Annotated in this window: 16 protein-coding genes; 2 read left to right on the top strand and 14 right to left on the bottom strand. The window is 58.4% G+C overall.

The window, feature by feature from the left end:
• Position 1: 1 nt before the first annotated feature.
• From AXF15_RS04145 to AXF15_RS04120, 5 genes are all read right to left on the bottom strand, one after another.
• Positions 2 to 1054, bottom strand: coding sequence for a phosphatidate cytidylyltransferase (locus AXF15_RS04145; RefSeq protein ID WP_066603699.1), 1053 nt, complete (start codon positions 1052 to 1054; stop codon positions 2 to 4).
• A 1-nt stretch (position 1055) separates the two neighbouring features.
• The gene (locus AXF15_RS04140) at positions 1056 to 1694 is read right to left on the bottom strand and encodes a CDP-alcohol phosphatidyltransferase family protein (RefSeq protein ID WP_066603696.1); all 639 of its coding nucleotides are present in this window, start codon (positions 1692 to 1694) and stop codon (positions 1056 to 1058) included.
• 70 nt (positions 1695 to 1764) lie between these two features.
• Entirely contained in the window at positions 1765 to 3159 is a 1395-nt protein-coding gene (gene gltX / locus AXF15_RS04135) for a glutamate--tRNA ligase (protein ID WP_066603694.1), read from the bottom strand.
• 203 nt (positions 3160 to 3362) lie between these two features.
• A complete protein-coding gene (locus tag AXF15_RS04125) occupies positions 3363 to 3722 on the bottom strand; it encodes a ferredoxin-thioredoxin reductase catalytic domain-containing protein (protein WP_066603688.1) in 360 nt (119 codons plus the stop codon).
• Positions 3719 to 3976 carry a glutaredoxin family protein gene (locus AXF15_RS04120; protein WP_066603686.1) on the bottom strand — a complete coding sequence of 86 codons (258 nt, stop codon included), beginning with the start codon at positions 3974 to 3976 and terminating at the stop codon, positions 3719 to 3721. The genes AXF15_RS04125 and AXF15_RS04120 overlap by 4 nt, the downstream gene beginning before the upstream one ends.
• A gap of 112 nt (positions 3977 to 4088) precedes the next feature.
• On the opposite strand from AXF15_RS04120, the gene AXF15_RS04115 reads away from it, so the two are divergent.
• Together AXF15_RS04115 and AXF15_RS04110 are read left to right on the top strand one after the other, a co-directional pair.
• Positions 4089 to 5237: a DegT/DnrJ/EryC1/StrS family aminotransferase gene (locus tag AXF15_RS04115; RefSeq protein WP_066603683.1), complete on the top strand. Its 1149-nt coding sequence runs from the start codon at positions 4089 to 4091 to the stop codon at positions 5235 to 5237.
• Between the two features lie 521 nt (positions 5238 to 5758).
• A complete protein-coding gene (locus tag AXF15_RS04110) occupies positions 5759 to 7477 on the top strand; it encodes an ATP-binding cassette domain-containing protein (protein WP_066603679.1) in 1719 nt (572 codons plus the stop codon).
• 208 nt (positions 7478 to 7685) lie between these two features.
• Here AXF15_RS04110 and ypfJ read toward each other — a convergent pair whose 3' ends face one another.
• The 9 genes from ypfJ to AXF15_RS04065 form a co-directional block, all read right to left on the bottom strand.
• A complete protein-coding gene (ypfJ, locus tag AXF15_RS04105; RefSeq protein WP_066603677.1) occupies positions 7686 to 8510 on the bottom strand; it encodes a KPN_02809 family neutral zinc metallopeptidase in 825 nt (274 codons plus the stop codon).
• A gap of 205 nt (positions 8511 to 8715) precedes the next feature.
• A complete protein-coding gene (locus AXF15_RS04100; RefSeq protein WP_066603675.1) occupies positions 8716 to 10038 on the bottom strand; it encodes a malic enzyme-like NAD(P)-binding protein in 1323 nt (440 codons plus the stop codon).
• A 90-nt stretch (positions 10039 to 10128) separates the two neighbouring features.
• Positions 10129 to 10686, bottom strand: a complete 558-nt coding sequence (locus AXF15_RS04095) for a Fe-S-containing hydro-lyase (RefSeq protein WP_066603670.1) — start codon at positions 10684 to 10686, stop codon at positions 10129 to 10131.
• Positions 10686 to 11480: a fumarate hydratase gene (locus tag AXF15_RS04090; RefSeq protein WP_417926397.1), complete on the bottom strand. Its 795-nt coding sequence runs from the start codon at positions 11478 to 11480 to the stop codon at positions 10686 to 10688. Before AXF15_RS04090 ends, AXF15_RS04095 begins: the two co-directional genes overlap by 1 nt.
• Positions 11481 to 11528: 48 nt before the next feature.
• Positions 11529 to 12266, bottom strand: a complete 738-nt coding sequence (locus AXF15_RS04085; protein WP_066603666.1) for a fumarate reductase iron-sulfur subunit — start codon at positions 12264 to 12266, stop codon at positions 11529 to 11531.
• 15 nt (positions 12267 to 12281) lie between these two features.
• On the bottom strand, positions 12282 to 14144 hold the full coding sequence (locus tag AXF15_RS04080; protein WP_066608656.1) for a fumarate reductase flavoprotein subunit: 1863 nt from the start codon (positions 14142 to 14144) through the stop codon (positions 12282 to 12284).
• A gap of 18 nt (positions 14145 to 14162) precedes the next feature.
• A complete protein-coding gene (locus tag AXF15_RS04075; RefSeq protein WP_066603665.1) occupies positions 14163 to 14813 on the bottom strand; it encodes a succinate dehydrogenase/fumarate reductase transmembrane subunit in 651 nt (216 codons plus the stop codon).
• 469 nt (positions 14814 to 15282) lie between these two features.
• Positions 15283 to 17319: a ribonuclease catalytic domain-containing protein gene (locus AXF15_RS04070; protein ID WP_066603662.1), complete on the bottom strand. Its 2037-nt coding sequence runs from the start codon at positions 17317 to 17319 to the stop codon at positions 15283 to 15285.
• A gap of 94 nt (positions 17320 to 17413) precedes the next feature.
• Entirely contained in the window at positions 17414 to 18688 is a 1275-nt protein-coding gene (locus tag AXF15_RS04065) for an IMP cyclohydrolase (RefSeq protein ID WP_066603653.1), read from the bottom strand.
• Positions 18689 to 18930: the final 242 nt, after the last annotated feature.

Here is an 18930-nt window from a genome sequence, read left to right as displayed (position 1 = left end):
GTCAGAAATACTTCCAGCGGATAAGATGAAAAACGATGGGAATGGTGAAGACCAGACTGTCCACGCGGTCGATGACGCCTCCGTGGCCGGGCAGGGACGCGCCGGAATCCTTCACGCCGATGTCGCGCTTGATCATGGAGAAGACCAAGTCGCCGAACAGCCCGAGCACGCCGATCATCAGCCCCACGAAGGCGCAGTAGGCGTAGGACATTTCCCCGTCCGGGAAGGAAGGCATGAGCGGCGTGAAGACAAGGGACAGGGCCGCCACCAGAACGGCGGCCAGAAGGCCCGCGGCCCAGGTCTTTTTTGGGCTTATGTCCGGCGCAACCCGCAGCTCCAGAGCACGGCGGAGAAAGCCCTCCGGCATGGTCTGCGCGCGGGCGGCCAGACCTTTGCCGATCCAGAAGGAAAGCAGGTCCCGGGCTTCGGTCAAAGCGAAGCAGTACATGAGCACAATGGCGCCCATGTTGATCATGAACAGGCAGTGTCCCAGGTTGTGGACGAAAAACATGAAGCCCAGAGCGACGGTGCCCAGGGATTTGAGGCCGCCGGTGGTCCGGTTCTGCAATACGAACACGATGGGCGTGAACAGAAAGACATAGACCGGCACCAGAATGATGAACAGCTCATACCACTGGATATAGGCCACGAAGATGATGACCGGAATGGCCAGATAGCTGGCGAAGATGGAAGCCCTGTCCCTGAAGGACAAAAGGCGGGCGTCCAGTGTCTCCTCCATGGGCAGCATGGAATAGTACTCGCGCAGAGAGGCGAAGCAGAGAAAACCCAGAAAGGCGAAGGAAACCATGCGGTGCGTGGACAGGGCCAGCATGAAAATGGCGATCATCCACCACCAGGTGATGGTCCGGTCGCGGATTTCCGTGGCCAGAGCCATCTGCTTGCGCTCCATCCAGCGCCAGGCCAGGGAAAAAAATCCGAGCAACCCGACCATGACGGACATGACGAGCAGCATGCCCGTCTCGCCCCGGCGCTCAAGCAGCACGAACGAGATCCCGACCAGCAGAAGCAGAAAGGCCATGTGCAGCGCCTTCATGTCATCTCCCGATCCAGGTGTAGGACTGATACTCCTTGCCTGCGGCCGCCTGCAGAATCTTGCGGATTCTGACCACGCTGGTCAGAAAGACAAAGCACGAGGCCAGAAGCAGATAGGCTCCCGTGTAAGGAGTAAGTCCCGGGAAAAAGAAGAGCAGCAGGGCCATGAGCCCCATCCAGATGGCCCGGTCCGGCTTGCCGCCGAAAAAGGTTTCATGGCGGCGCACGCCTCCCGGAAAGCCCTTGCCGAGCACTCCGAAGTATTCGGCCATCCAGGTCAAAAGCAGAAACAGAATCAGAGGCAGCTGCGGAATGCCGGGCACGAAAAGCAGCACGCCGTAGCAGACGGTGTCGCCGACAATGTCCAGGCCTTCGTTGAAAAGCTCCCCGGCCACGCTGCCGGTCTGGTATTCGCGGGCCAGCATGCCGTCCAGGGTATTCATGATCATGCGCAGCACCAGAAAAACGGGTGTCAGCGCAAGGAGCCAGCGGCAGCTTGCAAAGGTCAGCCCCAGATAGAAGGATGCCGAAACAAGAAAAATGCACGCGATACCCAGAGCCGTTGCCTGGTTGGCCGTCATCCACGATCCGCCGATCCAGCGCACGAGTTTCTGGAAATTGCCTTTCTGCAGATAGAGCATGGAGAAGCCTCCCTGAAATTATCGACCGGGTTCGAAAAAGTTGTGCCCGCCGTTCAGGGGCATGATGCGGTTACAGCTCCGCGGCCCGCACGAAGCGGGCCAGGGTGCGTTCCCGCCCCAGCACATGCATGGTCTCGAAAAGTCCGGGACTGGTGGTGCCGCCGGTGATGGCCACGCGGATGGGCTGGGCCAGGGCCTTGAACTTGAGGCCTGTCTCTTCCAGGTAGGCGCTGGCCATGTCTTCCAGATTCTTCTGATCGAAAACGGCAAGGGCCTCCATGCGCCGGGCCAGAGCGGCGAGATGTTCCCGCGCCTCGGGCGTGAGGAATTTCTCCACGGCCGCCGCGTCGTAGGGCAGAGCCTGCGCATCGTAAAAGAAAAAGGCCGCCTGCTCGGCCATTTCCTTAAGCGTCTTGGCTCTGGTCTGATACAGGGGCACAATGGCCTCCAGATAGCTTCTTTCCGGCGTGAATTCCGTGGAAGAGCGGACAATTTCCTCCAGCAGTCCGGCCAGACGGGGCACATCTGCGGTTTTGATGAAATGACTGTTGGTCCAGTTCAGCTTGTCCACATCGAAGACCGAAGCCGACTTGCCCAGGCCCTCCAGGGAGAATTTTTCCAGCAGCTCCCCCATGGTGAACAGCTCGTCGTCGCCGTGGGACCAGCCCAGACGCGACAGGTAGCTGAGCATGGCCTCGGGCAGATAGCCCTGCTCCTTGTAAACCATGACGGATGTCGCCCCGTGGCGCTTGCTCATCTTCTTCTTGTCCGGGCCGAGAATCATGGGCACGTGCCCGAACCGGGGCAGGGGAAATCCCAGCGCTTCGTACAGGAGAATCTGCTTCGGCGTGTTGTTCTGATGGTCGTCTCCGCGAATGACGTGGGTCACGCCCATGAGGGCGTCATCCACGACCACGGCCATGTGATAGATGGACGAGCCGTCGGCGCGGCGGATGACGAAATCGTCCATTTCCCGCACGTCCCAGGCGATGGGTCCTTTTATGATGTCGTCGAAGACGACCTTGCCCGCAAGGGGCGTCTTGAAGCGAACCACGCGGCCCGGCCCCGGCCCCAGCCCCCGTTCGCGGCATGAGCCGTCGTACTTGGGCTTGCGGCCCTCGGCCCTTGCTTTTTCGCGCATGGCTTCGACCTCGTCGGCGGAGCAGGAACAGTAATAAGCCTTGCCCGTTTCCAGCAGCCTGTCCACATAGCTGTTATACAGATCGCCGCGCTGGCTCTGAAAGAAAGGGCCTTCGTCGAAGTCCAGACCGAGCCAGGCCATGGCGTCGAGGATGGCGTCGGTCATGTCCTGGGTGGAGCGGGCCTGGTCCGTGTCCTCGATACGCAGCACGAAGGTGCCGCCGTTCTGGTGCGCGTACAGATAGTTGAAAAGCGCGGTGCGCGCGCCGCCGATATGCAGATAGCCCGTGGGGCTGGGAGGAAAGCGGGTCACTATTTTGGTCATGCCGAAGGTTCCGTTGAGGTTATGCTTGGTTTGATGCGGAAAGCGCCCGAGTGCCGTACGGTGAATCCTGCAGAATTCCCGCAAATTTTCATGGACGCCGGGTAAAGTGAAGCCGTGCAGCGGGAATCCCGGAAAACAAAAATGCCGCGCCCGGATTCCCCCTGGGGCGGCGCTCCGGGATGCGGCACGAGCATCCTCAGGTCCTAAGACTCGTCGTCTCCGGCCATGAGAGCTGCCAGCAGTTTTTCCGGATCGCGGCGTTCGGGCACCGTTTCGTGCGGAATGCGGCCCACGTTCCAGTCCTCGCTCACATACAGGCCGCAGTAACAGGCCCCGAATTCGGCCACATCAGGCTCGCGGTATTCGCAGGGACAGAAGATATCCCTGTCCAGCTCCCGGTTTCCCGAAGCCAGACGGCACGGACAGGCCATGTAGCCGTAGCGTTCGCGGTTGACCAGAAGCCCTTCCATCAGATCCAGCACAAAGGCCTTGTCGCTGTTGAAGAAAAATCCTCTGGGCTCCTGCACCGCGCGCAGCTTTTCGTACAATGCTTCGGGATTCATCGCCGCTCCAGTATTTCCATGATCCGGGCCTCCTTGAAACCGACAACGGTTTCTTCGCCCAGGAGCAGGGTCGGAAAGGACAGCTTCGGATTCACCTTCTTGATGGCCTCGATCATTTCCTTGCGTTCCTCGCCTTGCAGCTTGTCCACGAAAACGCAGTCATACTCGGCTCCACAGCCATCCAGCAGCTCCTTTGTCTTCTTGCAGTGGGAACAGGTGGTCAGAGCGTAAAGCGTGATACGTTTTTCGGTCATGGAGCCTCCTTGCTATGCCGTGGATGTTGGGATAGCCCGCCGAAACGGATGGAAAATTCATAAAGAGTAATCGTCCTTTCGTCCATGCCGGGATGAGGGCGGGGAGAAGCATATGCGTGAGAATTTTCTGGTTTTCGGTTCGCCCAGAATCGCCGAGGATGAAATCGAAGAAGTCGTGGCCTGCCTGCGCAGCGGCTGGATCGGCACCGGCCCGCGCGTGGCCGAATTCGAACGGAACTTCGCCGGATACAAAAACGCGGATCACGCCGTGGCCGTCAACTCCTGCACCGCGGCCCTGCATCTGAGCATTCTGGCGGCGGGCATCGGCCCCGGTGACGAAGTCATCACCACGCCCCTGACCTTCTGCGCCACCGTCAACGCCATCATCCACGCCGGCGCCACTCCCGTTCTGGCCGACGTGGACCCCAGAACCATGAACATCTCCCCGGACCGGGTGCGCGAAAAAATCACGGACCGCACCAGGGCCATCGTGCCCGTCCATTTCACCGGACGGCCCTGCGAGATGGACGCTCTCGCCCGGCTGGCCGAGCCCCGCAATCTGGTGGTCATCGAGGACTGCGCCCACGCCATTGAAACCGAGTACCACGGACAAAAGGCCGGAACCTTCGGAGATTTCGGCTGCTTCAGCTTCTATGTGACCAAGAACGTCGTCACCGGAGAGGGCGGCATGGTGCTGGCCAAGGACTCCGACCACGCCGCGCGCCTGAAGATGCTGGCCCTGCACGGCATGTCCAGCGACGCCTGGAAGCGCTTCGGCGACGAGGGCTACAAGCACTACCTGGTCATGGAGGCGGGGTTCAAATACAACATGACGGACATGCAGGCCGCTCTGGGCCTCGGGCAGCTGAAGAAGGTCGAATCCTACTGGGAGCGGCGGCGGGAAATCTGGGAACGCTACATGGACGCCCTGAGTCCACTGCCCCTGACCCTGCCCGCGCCGGTGGAGGAAAACACCCGGCATGGACACCATCTGTTCACGATTCTGGTGGAAGAAAGCCGCACGGGCATCAGCCGGGACAGTTTCCTCGGCCGCATGACCGGGCAAAAAATCGGCGTGGGCGTACACTATCTTTCTCTGCCTGAGCACCCCTTCTATCAGGAACGGTTCGGCTGGAACGCGGACGATTACCCCTATGCCCGCGACATCGGCCGGCAGACCGTAAGCCTGCCGCTGTCAGCCAAGCTCTCGGACAAGGACGTGGAAGATGTGATCCGGGCCGTGCGCGGCATTCTGGAGTAGGGTCTGCCAGGGATTGGAGCCTGTTGTGCTTCAATGCCACTATGGAAAGAAGAGCATTGAGTGACAGGCAGTGAGCGTTAATGGAACCGCATTGCCTCGGAAACCCTAGCGAGACAGTCGATGATTCTCAATAGCCCCTAATCTTCTTCTTAGTTGGAGATTCAGGTGGATTTATAAATTTTACGCGCGATCATAAAATTAATGCCGCCGGCAATGTACAAAACAAGCGGCACTAACTCTCCTTTAAACCAATAGCTACCTCAAAAGACATTATTGGAAACATGCCGCAGGTACAGCCTAAATTTGTTCAATACAGAGCAGGCTTACTGTGAGCGGTTGTCCTATTTTTAAGACAGGGTGAGCCGAATATTAATGATCGTATTCGGCACATGCTCTAATTCATCAACATTCTCAAAAAATTTTGAGAATAAGATTTGTTCATACGGGCACTGTTCTGCATGGGAGCGCCCCGAAAAATCAGAATCTCATTCTTGCTACATAAAATTGAGCAGGTTTAGACAATGAGCAAGCTTATTTACCTGCTGCACTCCAGTGGCATCACAACGGTCGCTTTTCTTCTTATCTCCCTACTTGCATGTATTTCTTCATTTTTCGCGGCGTTACCTGCGCATTTTTTGGGCGCTACTGTTAACGCCATCATCGGGCGCGACATAAAGATATCCGCACCCGCGTATTCGCCTATTGGCCTCTTGAACGATTTCCTCAATTGGGCAACGAACATCAGCAATTTGTCAAACGTAATTATCTTCCTTTTTCTGTTTCTGGTATCAAGCCTTTTATTTCAAGTCGTGAGGAATACGTTTGCAATATATGTTTCATTGTGTTCAGATAAATTTATTCTTTATATCCGACAGCTTTGTTTTTCAAAAATTCTCAAGAGCAACCGGAATGCTCTTGAGAGCCCTGATAATGATTCTGACAAGGAAAAATTGAATAGCGGAGAAATAGTTCACAGGTTGATGAACGATACCCAGCAATTGGACTATCTGATAGGAAATCCTCTCTACACGTTATGCTTCGACATATTAGATTTGATTTGGATAAGTGTCATCATTTTGATTATTGATTGGAAAATCTTAGCGATTTTATTTTTAATAATACCCCTCCTCTTCGTTGTCAGCCGAAAAACAGGACTTCTTCAAAGAAGATACGCTCAGTCGAGACAGAGTATAGAATCAGCGAGTACAGGTTTTATTCAACGCACGGCTTTAGGATTAGGCAGTATTAAATCCTGCCAGGCAGAAGAGAGAGAAATTGACTCACTGCTTGAACTGAATCAAGAAAATTATAAGATACGTAAAGAGAGCAACGTGAATTTAGGTTTTTTCTTTTTTCAGGAAAGCGTTCTAAGATCTCTTGGAACAGTTACAGTACTCGCCTATGTGGCCTATCTAGCGACACAAGACCCCACATTTATAGGGATAATCCCAATTATCTTGCTTTACATTACAAAATTCTATGCTCCTCTGGCGAACTGGGCCAGATACTACCAGACTATACAGCGGGGCCTTATATCCTATAAGCGGCTTTTGCGAATTATTGAGCTGCCCGAAGAACCAACATCCATGATTTCTCCCGCAACTATCGATGAGGTTTTACCTTTTGAGGTCCACGGTAAAATAGAGATCGAAACCGGTGATTGCGTTCCGATATCCCTTGTTCTCCCTAAAGCCGGTCTGGTCGTTATTCAGGGGAAAAGCGGGGTGGGCAAAACTCGTCTGGCTCAGTCACTTCTCGGGTTGGGAGTGCCATTTCAAGGCGTACTTAAGGCCGGAAATATCGTTCGAATCGATGAATTCCAGCACTACAGAAACCATATCGCATTTGCGTCTCAGGACAGCCATTTTGTGCCCGGAACACTGGCCGACAACATCTGTTACCCCTTCAAGTCACAAAATATCGTTAAATGTAACGATATCCTCAGTGCCTTGCGGCTCAATTTCTCTCTGGATCATACTGTTGCTGAGTACGGGAACAATCTGTCCAAAGGGGAGCAAAGGAGAATAATTCTCGGACGAGCCTTATATTCAGACAAGCCGATACTCATTTTGGATGAAATAGACGCTAATGTGGATGCAGAAACAAGACAGGCAATTTATAAAATTTTAGAACAGGAAAAAGAGCGTCGCATCATCTTGATGATTACACATGTCGGAGGTGCCGATCTTGCCGATATAGCCTGTCAAACTATCCAGATAAGGCAGGAAAAAAGTGAATAAAAGGAGCATTCCCCTGATTGAACAGCCCAACCTGCAAGTATAATTTTCTTTCAACCGCCTGTTTGTCGAAGCGGTACGGTGGATTGTGCGCACGGATAGAGTCCCTGGCGCGAAGACCGACAGCCGCTTTGCGGCAGCCATGCAGCCATCTATTTGGCTGCTGCCGTGATCAATTCTCGATGATTCTCAACAAGCCCTGATCTCCCGGCTACTGACTGAAAGTATCGCCCTGGGACAGATCCCCCGCGCGAAAGCCTTTCATGAACCACTCCATGCGCTGCCGGGACGTGCCGTGGGTGAAGGTTTCGGGCTGCACATGCCCGCGCATCTGTTTCTGGATGGCGTCATCTCCCACAGCGCTCGCGGCGGCCATGGCCTCTTCCACATCTCCCTGTTCCAGCAGTCCCTTGTTCCGCACGTGACAGGCCCATACCCCGGCCAGATGCTCGAGCCTGACGGAATAGGTGTTGTACTCCTCCTGGCTCATGCGTGAGCGCAGGGCCTGTACTTTTTCCAGAATGCCCAGTTGATGCTGCACATGGTGTCCCACCTCGTGGGCCAGCACATAGGCCATGGCGAAATCCCCCGGAGCCTTGAACCGGTGCTGCAGTTCCCGGTAAAAGCTCAGATCCACATAGATGCGCTGATCGCGCGGACAGTAGAACGGCCCCACGCCGGAAGAAGCTAGCCCGCACCCGCTCTGCACCTGCCCGGAATAGATGACCAGCGTGGGTTCCTGATAGCGATGCCCGTTCCGGGAAAAAATATCCGCCCAGACCAGTTCCGTTTCACGCAGCACCACCGACGAGAATTTGCGCAGGCGCTCTTCTTCCGGACTTTCCTGATAGGGCTGGGTGGTCTGCTGTTGCGGAGCGCCCTCGATAACCTGCAAAAGATCCGCAGGATTGCCACCCATGAGCGTGTAGACGATGAGCACCACGATGCCGAGCCCGCCGATTCCCACCACACCCTTGCCGCGCACGCCGCGCCGGTCTTCCACCCGCGAACTTTCTTCTCTTCCCTGCCAGCGCATGATCCCTCCGGGGTTGCCGGTCACGCCCGCCAGCGTATTTCTGGCGGGGCCCGGAATTCAAAGATGAAAAATTGCGATATCCCTTCCTTGATAGCAAGAAAACGGCGCGCACATCAATCCGAAGCATGGCCCTTCCGGACATGGCAAAAAAATCCCCCGCCAACATGGACGGGGGATGGATCACGCGGATTTTGAGCCGAACGATTCAGAATATCTGCGGATACGTCTGCACGAAGGCGTCCAGACGTTTGCGGGAGGCTTCGATGCGCTTACGCAGCAAGGCCCGGTAAGCGTCCATGTCGGCTATGGACTTTCTGGCCACGCCGGTTTTCATGGCCGCCTCGGCCACGGCGGCGGACTCGAACTCGATGAGGCGCAGATCCACGGGCTTGGGGATGATGTAATCCGGCCCGAATTCCATTCTGTCCACATTGTAGGCTTTGAGCACATAGTCCGGCACGGGTTCCTTGGCCAGCCGGGCCAGAGCCTTGGCCGCGGCCAGTTTCATGTCCTCGTTGATTTCCGTGGCCATGACGTCCAGCGCGCCCCGGAAAATGAAGGGAAACCCCAGCACGTTGTTGATCTGGTTGGGAAAGTCCGAACGGCCCGTGCCGATGATGGCGTCGGGTCGTACGGCCTTGGCGTCGGTGTAGGAAATTTCCGGCACCGGGTTGGCGCAGGCGAAGATAATCGGGTCCTTGGCCATGCCCTTGACCATGTCCTGCGTGACCAGTCCGGCTGTGGACAGTCCCAGAAACAGATCCGCGCCCTTCATGGCTTCGGCCAGAGAGGCGTAGGCTTTCTGTGTGGCGAATTCGCGTTTCTGGTCGCTCAAATCCGTGCGGCCGGCGTGGATATGGCCTTTGGAATCGAACATGGCGATGTTTTCCAGACGCATCCCCAGCGCCATGTACAGCCGGGTGCAGGACACGGCCGCCGCACCCGCGCCGGACACGACCATGCGCAGATCACCGATCTTCTTGCCGGTGATGTCCAAGGCATTGAGGAGCCCCGCGGCGGAAATGATGGCCGTGCCGTGCTGGTCGTCGTGAAAGACCGGAATGCCCATCTCCTTTTTCAGCTTGTCTTCGATATAGAAGCATTCCGGAGCCTTGATGTCTTCCAGGTTGATGCCGCCGAAGGTCGGCTCCAGAGCCTTGACGATCTCGCACAGCTTGTCCGGATCGGTCACGTTCAGGTTGATGTCATACACGTCCACATCGGCGAAAATCTTGAACAGCAGGCCCTTTCCTTCCATGACCGGCTTGCTGGCGTAAGCCCCGATGTTCCCCAGGCCGAGCACAGCCGTGCCGTTGGAAACCACGGCCACCAGATTGCCCCGGCCCGTGTATTTGTAGGAGAGTTCCTTGTCCCCGGCAATTTCCATGCAGGCTTCGGCCACGCCGGGGCTGTAGGCCATGGTCAGGTGCTTCTGGGTGGAATAGGGCTTGACCGGCACCACTTCCACTTTTCCGGGCCTGACTTCGGAATGGTAATCCAAGGCCTCCTGTTTGGTGTAAAGCGCCATGTGTTCCTCCTGTGATTGGTTCTCGTGTTGCGGCGTGGTTTCCGCGTCGCCGGACTTCGAAAAGTGGAAGGGAGCCCTACGGTCCCTCCCCTATTCCAGACCGACGGCCACGCGGTCGGACTGCACATACAGCTCGCCGCCGTAACAGTCGTTTATGACCAGAAGCGGAAAATCCTCCACAGTCAGTTCCCGCACCGCCTCGGGCCCAAGTTCCTCGAAAGCAATGACCCTGGCCGAAGTGATGCATTTGGAGAGCAACGCCCCGGCCCCGCCTGTGGCCCCGAAATACACGGCCTTGTGATCTTTCAGGGCCTGACGCACGGCGTCGTTTCTGCGGCCTTTGCCCACGGAAGCCTTGCAGCCCAGAGCGTGCAGACGCGGAGCATAGCTGTCCATGCGGTAGCTGGTGGTGGGACCGGCCGAGCCGATGGGCCGGCCCGGAGGCGCGGGGCTCGGCCCTACATAGTAAATGACCGACCCCTTCAGATCGAAAGGCAGGGCTTCGTCCTTGTCCAGCAGATCGCACAGGCGCTTGTGGGCCGCGTCACGGGCCGTATAGATGGTGCCGGTCAGGCGGACCACGTCCCCGGCCCTGAGCTGGACAATGTCCTCATCCCGCAGCGGCGTGTTGAAAGAATGTTCAGCCATCAGAGTTCCACCTCCTGATGCCGGGACGAATGGCACTGGATGTTTACAGCCAGAGGGAGACTAGCGATGTGGCAGGGGCTCATGGCGATTTTCACGTCGAGGGTGGTGGTCCGGCCTCCCAGGCCCATGGGGCCTATGCCCAGCTTGTTCAAATCTGCCAGCAGTTCCTTCTCCATGGCGTCCAGCCTAGGGTCCGGATTGGTGTCGCCGAGTTTCCGCATGAGCGCCTTTTTGGCCAGAATGGGCGCGTAGTCGAAGGTGCCGCCCACGCCGATGCCCACCACCGTGGGCGGGCAGGGGTTGGGGCCAGCCTCGGCCACGCGCTCCAGCACGAACTTCCTGATGCCCGGCCAGCCCTGAGCCGGAGCCAGCATGGTCACGCGGGACATGTTTTCGCTGCCCCCGCCCTTGGCCATGAAGGCGATTTTCAGCCTGTCTCCCGGCACGATGTCGAAGTGGATGACGGCCGGAGTGTTGTCCCTGGTGTTGGCCCGGGTCAGCGGATCGCAGACGGATTTGCGCAGGAAGCCTTCGGTGTAGCCTTTGCGCACACCTTCATTGATGGCCTCGCGCAGATTCATACCCTCCACCCGCAGATCCTCGCCCACATCCACGAAGAACACCGCCAGACCCGTGTCCTGACACAGAGGCAGGCCGGTTTCCTCGGCCAGCTGGTAGTTTTCGGTCAGCTGCCGGAAAACCTCTCTGGCTGCGGGGGTGTCTTCCCCGGCCGCACAGTGTGCGAACCGCTCCCGGACGTCCTCCGGCAGATAGCGGTTCGCGTCCACGCACATTCTGGCCACAGCCTCGACAACGTCATCAGCGTTGAGCGTGCGCACGGCTCACCTCCTGAAGATCTGCTTGAGGGCGGTGATACCCATCTTCCGCCGCAGAAAACCGAGCTGGTTCTGAAGCGGCAGCTTCTTGGGACAGACATCCTCACAGGCGAGCAGACCCATGCACCCGAAAATGCCGTAGTCATTGCCGATGATCTCGAAGTACTCCTTGTCCGTGCGCTGATCGCGGGGGTCGATCACAAACCGGGCCACGCGGTTCAGCGAGGCCGCTCCCAGAAAATCGTCGCGCATCCTCGCCGTACCGCAGGCGGCGATGCAGCAGCCGCATTCAACACAGCGTTCCAGTTCGTAGATCTGCTCGGCCACGGCGTTATCCATGCGTTCCTCTTCCTTGGTCGGATCGAAAACCTTGTTGGTATGAATCCAGGATTCGGTCTTCTGATACATCTCGCGGAACCACACGCCGGTGTCCACGGACAGGTCGCCGATGAGCTTGAACACGGGCAGGGGCAGAAGAGTGATCTGCTCCGGCAGGTCCGCAGTTTTGGTCTGACAGGCGAGGCCGGGGCGGCCGTTTATGACCATGGCGCAGGATCCGCAGATGCCGGCGCGGCAGCAGAAGTCGAAGATGAGGCCGGGGTCCTGCTCCTCCCGCAGACGGTTCAGAACGATGAACAGGGTCATGTTGGCTGTTTCCTCCAGCACAAAGCTCTGCATGTGCGGAGTGCTGCCTTTTTCCTCAGGATTATAGCGGAATATCTCGAATTGCAGCAGTCGTCCCATGTTGGTGCACCTCGTTTATTTGGCGTTGCGCTGGATGGTCTTGGCTTCGATTTCCTTGGGGTCGGCATGGATGATCTTGCCGCCGCCATAGCCGCGTTCTCCCGGCGGAATCTCGTAGACGGGTGTGGCGTCCTCGTACTTGAGATCGGGCAGTGCCGCGCCTTCGGGCCAGTAGGCCAGGGTACGGTTCAGCCATTCCTTGTCGTTTCTGGCCGGATAGTCCTCGCGGTTGTGGCTGCCGCGGCTTTCCCGGCGTTCCAGCGCCGCCTTGGCGATGCACAGGGCCAGACGGACCTGGCCGCGCAGTTTCAAAGCAGCGGCCAGTTCATGATTGGCGCCCGCGCCGCTCGAAACCAGCCCGACTTTTTCGGAACGCTCCAGTATGCCCTGAAGCGTCTCCACGCACTCGGTCAGGTCCGTTTCATTGCGGAACACGAAGCAGCCTTTCATCAGCGCTTCCTGCATTTCGGCGCGCACCTTGTAGACGTTCTCGCGGCCCCATTTTCCGGCCACCAGACCGTCGATGCGCTCCTGCTGCCGCTTGGCCTCGGCGTTGACGGCCGCCGTGCTGAAGACTGTCTCGTACCCTTTGAGGAACTCCACGATCTTGGTTCCGATAATGCCCCCGGCCACCACGGTTTCGGCCAGAGAGTTGCCGCCCAGCCGGTTGAAGCCGTGCATGTCCCAGCACGCGGCCTCGCCGGCCGAGAACAGACCTTTCAGGCCGTAGGCCGCGCCGTCCTTGTTGGTGCGGATGCCCGCCATGGTGTAGTGCTGGGTGGGCCGCACCGGAATGAGCTGGGTGCGCGGGTCGATGCCCAGAAAATGGCGGCAGATTTCATCCACTTCACGCAGCTTGGTGGAAATGTGCCGGTCGCCCAGATGGCGGATATCCAGCCACAGGTGCTCTCCATAGGCCGACTGCACGCCTTTGCCCGCGCGCATGTGCTCGGTCATGCGCCGGGCGACCACGTCACGGGAGGCCAGCTCGGCTTTTTCCGGCTCGTAGATGTGCATGAAGCGTTCTTCGTTCACGTCCAGCAGCGTGCCGCCGTCGCCGCGGCATCCTTCGGTGACCAGGATGTCCGTGGGCACGATGCCCGTGGGATGGAACTGGATGGATTCCGGATTGCCGATGGGAACCAGACCCGTGTCCTGCGCGATGACATGCCCGCCGCCGTCACAGATGACCGCATTGGTTGTGGCCTTGTAAATGCGGCCGAAGCCGCCGGTACAGATCACCGTGGCCTTGGCCAGGAAGATTTCCAGCACGCCCGTACGCAGACAGCGCACAACGGCCCCCATGCATTTCTCCCCGTCGTGAATGAGAGAAATGGCCTCCTTGCGGTCCAGAACATTGATGCCCAGCTGGGCGCACTTGTTGTCCATGGTGCACATGACCGCGTGCCCTGTGCCGTCGGAAGTGTAGCAGGTCCGCCATTTGGCCGTGCCGCCGAAAGAACGGGCAGTGATCAGCCCTTCTTTCTCGGGCTTTTCGAATTTTTCGAATTTTTCCCCGCCCTTGAAATAAAAAGACGATCCCGGAACCACACGATTCCACGGCACGCCCCAATGGGCCAGACGGCGCATCTCGATAGGTGCGGCGTCGGCGAACAGCCGGGCCACTTCCTGGTCACAGCCCCAGTCGGAGCCTTTGACCGTGTCGGCGAAATGCACGTCCACATTGTCGCCCTCGCCCATGGCGCAATTGCCCAGGGCCGCCTGCATGCCGCCCTGGGCGGCGGAGGAGTGGGAACGCCTGGCCGGCACGATGGACAGACAGGTGACGCTGAAACCGGCCTCGGCCGCTTCCACGGCCACACGTTCGCCCGAGAGTCCGGCACCGATGACCAGCAGATCAGAAGTATGGGTGTACAACATGACAGCTCCCTGAAATTAGACGGTCATAGTGGCGTAGCGGGCCAGGGCAACAAGGGCCAGAACAGTGACGCAGCAGAAGATGACAGTCAGGATCTTCGCTGCCTTGGGCCGCAGGGTGTCGGTGATGAAGCCCCACTTTACGCCGATGCGGTACACGCCGATAAAGACATGCAGCTGTACCAGCGGCACCAGCACCAAGTAGAAAAGCGTCCAGCCGCCGCTTTGCACGCGGGCCGTGGAGGTGACCGCCAGAATGGCGCCGTCGCTGATGTTGGTCCACATGTGGATGGCGCCCAGAACGAGGATGATCATGGCCGACACGGCCTGCACGACCCAGAGCCACGTGTCGCGGTGATGCAGGAGTTTCGCGTCACGCCAGATGGCGAGCTGCCCCTCGCTTCTGAAGGGAATCTTGCGCGCGGCAACGATGAAATGAGTGAAGAAAAGGATGGGCACGAAGAAGTGGGCCAAAGTGTCCAAGTGCAGGGTCTCCAGAAAGCCCGCGACGCCGTCCAGAGCTTCCGCCCCGAATATGATGGACGAGGTAAGCAGGGTGTGGAAGGCCATGAACAGGACCAGACCGAGACCCGTGAGCATCTGGACCCAGTCGAGGTATGCGTCCCGTCGTCCGGGGCATGTGGCGAACAAACTGGCGTCAACGGACATGTCTTCTCCTCCATCTGTCTGTCTTGCGGACCGTTTCCGGCCCTGGGTTAAACGGCCTGATATGTATCCCATCGATACACATACCTGTTAATTTTCGAGCGAAAGGATAATCGATTCAATTTTTCCGGTCAATTGGAGGACGGAAAAACAGAAGCTGCCCCAAAATGTAGGACAGCAGAACACACATGGATGGAGATCGCATGTTCCCGGCGGAGAAAGTCTGCTGAGATTTGGCGGGATACCAGCGGAAAAAACGCATGAATCCGCCCGGAACAGAGCCTGCCGGCTCTCAGTCGCTTCATGCAAATTTGTACAAAAATATGCGCCCTGAATATTTCCGGGCAAAGGATGACGTACGATTTTCAGAGCAGCGTCAGACATCCGCTCAGAAATTTCCACGTGCTCCGGAGCTTTCCATTGAGAGCTTTATATCCGGTTCAGACATGATTCCGGACGGCCCGCGAAGTCTTCATTCTTCCCAGGCTTCGGCAATGCGGATTTCTCCGGCCAGCGGGTCCACTTTGCCCACACGCACGGAAAAACGCTGGCCGGGATGGAACTTGTCGCCGAAAATCTTGCGCGGCGCTTTCAGAAAAAGCTGCAGTTCCGGCAGGGCGATGGTCACCAGCACAGGGCCTGCGTCCACCAGAACACCGGACCAGCGCATCTTTTTGTAATTCTGGCGGAAGTACTCGTATTTCCAGTATCGCACCCGCAACCGCTGCACCTGATTTACGGCTTCGGCCCGGCCCGACAGAACCGGCAACAGATTTTCCAGTCCGGTCCGGTCCAGAAGACGCCCTGTTCCGGTCAACCGGGCCAGAATCTGAGCCATGTTGATGAAATCGGAATAGCGCCGCAGGGGGGAAGTCATGGGAGCGTAGGCTTCGGCCCCGATGGTGGCGTGCCGCCGGGGTTCGCATTCCAGAATGGAAGGGCCCATGTTGTTGATGATCCGGTAGATGTCCACAGGATCGCGCCAGACTCCGGCGCACTCGGCGGGCAGGGTGATGTTCTGGGTGCGGTACAGAAGAGGCACCCCTTCCACGAGGCCCCAGGCTCCCATGGCCTTGTTCGCCAGAATCATGAACTCGGACACGATCATCTGGGCGTCGGGGGCCGGGCTGGGTTCGTCCACGGTCACCTCCGGGTGTCCGGAGTCTCCACACAGGGTCAGATACGGATCCGGCTGTTCCAGAATCACGGCGTGTTCGCGGATGCGGGCGGCCCGCAGAAGTCCGGCCAGACGCCGGGCCTCCTCCATCATGAGAGAGCCACCGCGGGCGAGATCCTCTTCCACGCCAGCATAGGTGAGGTTGGCCGCGACGCGCACCCAGCCTATTTCCGGCATGACCCGCCGCAAACCGGCCTCACTGTCCAAATCGAAGGTAATGACCAGGGCCGGACGTTCCGTACCGCCGACCAGACTGAAAAAGTCCGTCCCCAGTTCTTCGGGGAGCATGTGACTGGTGCCCTCAGGCAGATACAGCGAGGAAAAGCGGTGCTGTACGGCGCTGTCCAGGGGAGAGCCGAATTCCCACCCAAACGGCGGGCAGGCCAGGGCCTGGCGCAGAATAAAACCGTCCGCCGTGGCTTCAAGGCTGAAGCCGTCGTCGATGTCCCTGGTGGTGGGGGCATCGATGGTCACGATTTCCGCCACCGGAGCGGTCTTCAGCTTTTCCACGCGCTCCCGCAGGGCGCGCAGCTCCGCCGCGTACTCCTCCCAGCGGGGCTCCCAGTCGTACTGGGCTCTGGCCAAGTACACGTTGAAATGGGCGGGTACGAGCCCCCAAGCCTGGGCCAGGTACAGGGGAAGGAAGGGATCGTCGGGCAGCCCCTGGCTCATGGTCCGCCACAGCATTTCGGAATCCCGGTCGTCGGGACTTACGATGCGGGTCATGAGCAGCTTGCCTATGCGCTCGGCCTGCTCCTCGTCCGGCTGCGGGGCCGTATTCTTGCGGTTGCAGAAGGCCTCCCACAGGCCGCGCAGAAAAACCTGACCGAAGCCCACCAGACGCTCGCGCTCCTGAGCCTTGCGCAGTTCCTCCTGTCTGCGGTCCACCACCTCCTGAGAATAAATTTCGAACCTGGGCGGCGAAAACCTGAAATGTGTCTTGGTTTGCAGAAGCTTGCGCCCCAGACCGGCCATCTGATCCGGCGCGGGGTCCTCGAAAACGAGGCTCGCGAACCAGCCGATTTCGGCCTCGGCCAATTCGCCCTGAGCCAGCTCCCAGATTTCCAGAGCGTCCACTTCCTCGGCCACGCGCTCACGGCGGCCGTGATGGGTTCGCAGAAGGTCGAGCATGTCCTGGCGGCTGGCTCCGGGCGCGCACTGCGGCCCCACCCAGGGCAGAACACGGGTGGCGGGCAGTTTCATCTCCCGCTGGCCGATGGTGAAGACGCGCAGCCGGGGGCCCTGGATGTCCAGTACCCAGGCTGTGACGGGCTGGTTGTCCTGCAGAAACTCCACAATGCAGCCTGGCTGGAGTGGAGAAGGGATCAGCATGAAAACGCCTTAGGCGGCGGAAGAAAACCGCCGGATAGAAAATTATCGAAACCGGTCCGGCCGCCATGCCGGAATTTCATCCCGGGCAGGCTGTTCAGTGCTTGAAGGACCGCTGCCCGGTGAACACCATGGCCACCTGCGGTGTGGCCTCGTTCACGGCCTGAATAACCTCTGCATCGCGGATGGAACCGCCTGGTTGGGCTATGGCCGTCACCCCCTGGGCAAGGGCCAGATCCACGCCGTCGCGGAAAGGAAAAAAACCGTCGGAAACCAGCACGGAGCCGGGCAGGCCGCCCCAGTCAGCCTCGGTTCGGGTCTGAATCTCGGCCAGGGATCCGGCCAGCGCTTTGTCCGACACCGCCCGCTGCTTCAATTCGTACAAAGACAGACCGTGGCGCTCGAAGGCCAGTTTATCCGCATACTTGGTATAAGCCTTCTGGATGGTCAGTTCCACGCAGCCCACCCGGTCCTGTTCGCCCGTGCCGATGGATACGGTGGCCCCGTTCCGGGCGAAAATGATGGAATTGGACGTCACGCCCGCCTCCACGGCCCAGGCGAAAAGCAGATCGTCCGCCTCTTCCGGGGTCGGCTTTCTGGCCAGCAGAGTTGTGCCGTCCTTGGTGGATTCGGCCGGAAGAAAATCTTCCGGACCGAGAATGCGGTTCTGAAAAGACACCTGAACGATGAGGCCGCCGTCTGTCAGAGATTTGATATCCAGAAAAGGCGTGCCGACCATTTTTTCCAGCCGGGCCAGGGCCGGGATGCGGATGACCCGCAGATTTTTCTTCGCGGACAGAATTTCCAGAGCCCGCTCTTCGAAATCGGGCGCAGCCACCACCTCGAAATAGCGTCCGGCGATGAATTCCGCACATCCCGCATCCAGCGTCCGGTTCACGACAATGGTGCCGCCAAAGGCCGCGATACGGTCGGCGAAAAACGCGCGGCTCAGGGCCGTTCCCAGTCCGTCAGCCGTCCAGGCCGCCCCGCACGGATTATTATGCTTCAATATGACCGCCGCGGGCTTGGCCGCAAGGTACTGGAGGATATTGATGCCGTTATCCACATCCGTCAGATTGATCTTTCCCGGATGTTTGCCCGACTGTACCAGATTTTCCTCCGTCAGGGCCGAAACGAGCTTGTGTTGTCCCTGCTGAAAACGCACGCCGTCCAGAGAGAAAGACCCCTCGTGCACCTCGTACAGAGCCGCCGGCTGGTCCGGGTTTTCGCCGTAGCGCAAGCCTTTTTCCTCTCCATCGATACACCAGGTCTTCTTGGCGTATCGGATGACCTGATCTCCGATGGTCAGCGTCAGTTCGGCCGGAAAGGAATCACGATTCAGAGTATGATACATTTTTTTAAGATCGCTCATATTTTCCCCGGAAAAGAGGTGTCCACCAAGGTGCAGGCCCTTAGCACAGGCGGTACCGGACAGCAAATGCCGTGGAGAAAGGCCATCTTGAGACATGTGCAGAGCGGAAGGCCGGAAAAGATGAGACAGAAATGAGAAAGGATCAGACGGATTTCATGCCAGGAGCAAAAACGGCACTGCAGCGAGGACCGATGGCTGTGAGAATCTCCATGCAGACGCTCCCCGAAAAAAAGAACTCTGGG

It is taken from the genome of Desulfomicrobium orale DSM 12838, from assembly GCF_001553625.1.
GTDB lineage: Bacteria > Desulfobacterota > Desulfovibrionia > Desulfovibrionales > Desulfomicrobiaceae > Desulfomicrobium > Desulfomicrobium orale.
This window is presented reverse-complemented; position numbering and strand designations above follow the sequence as displayed.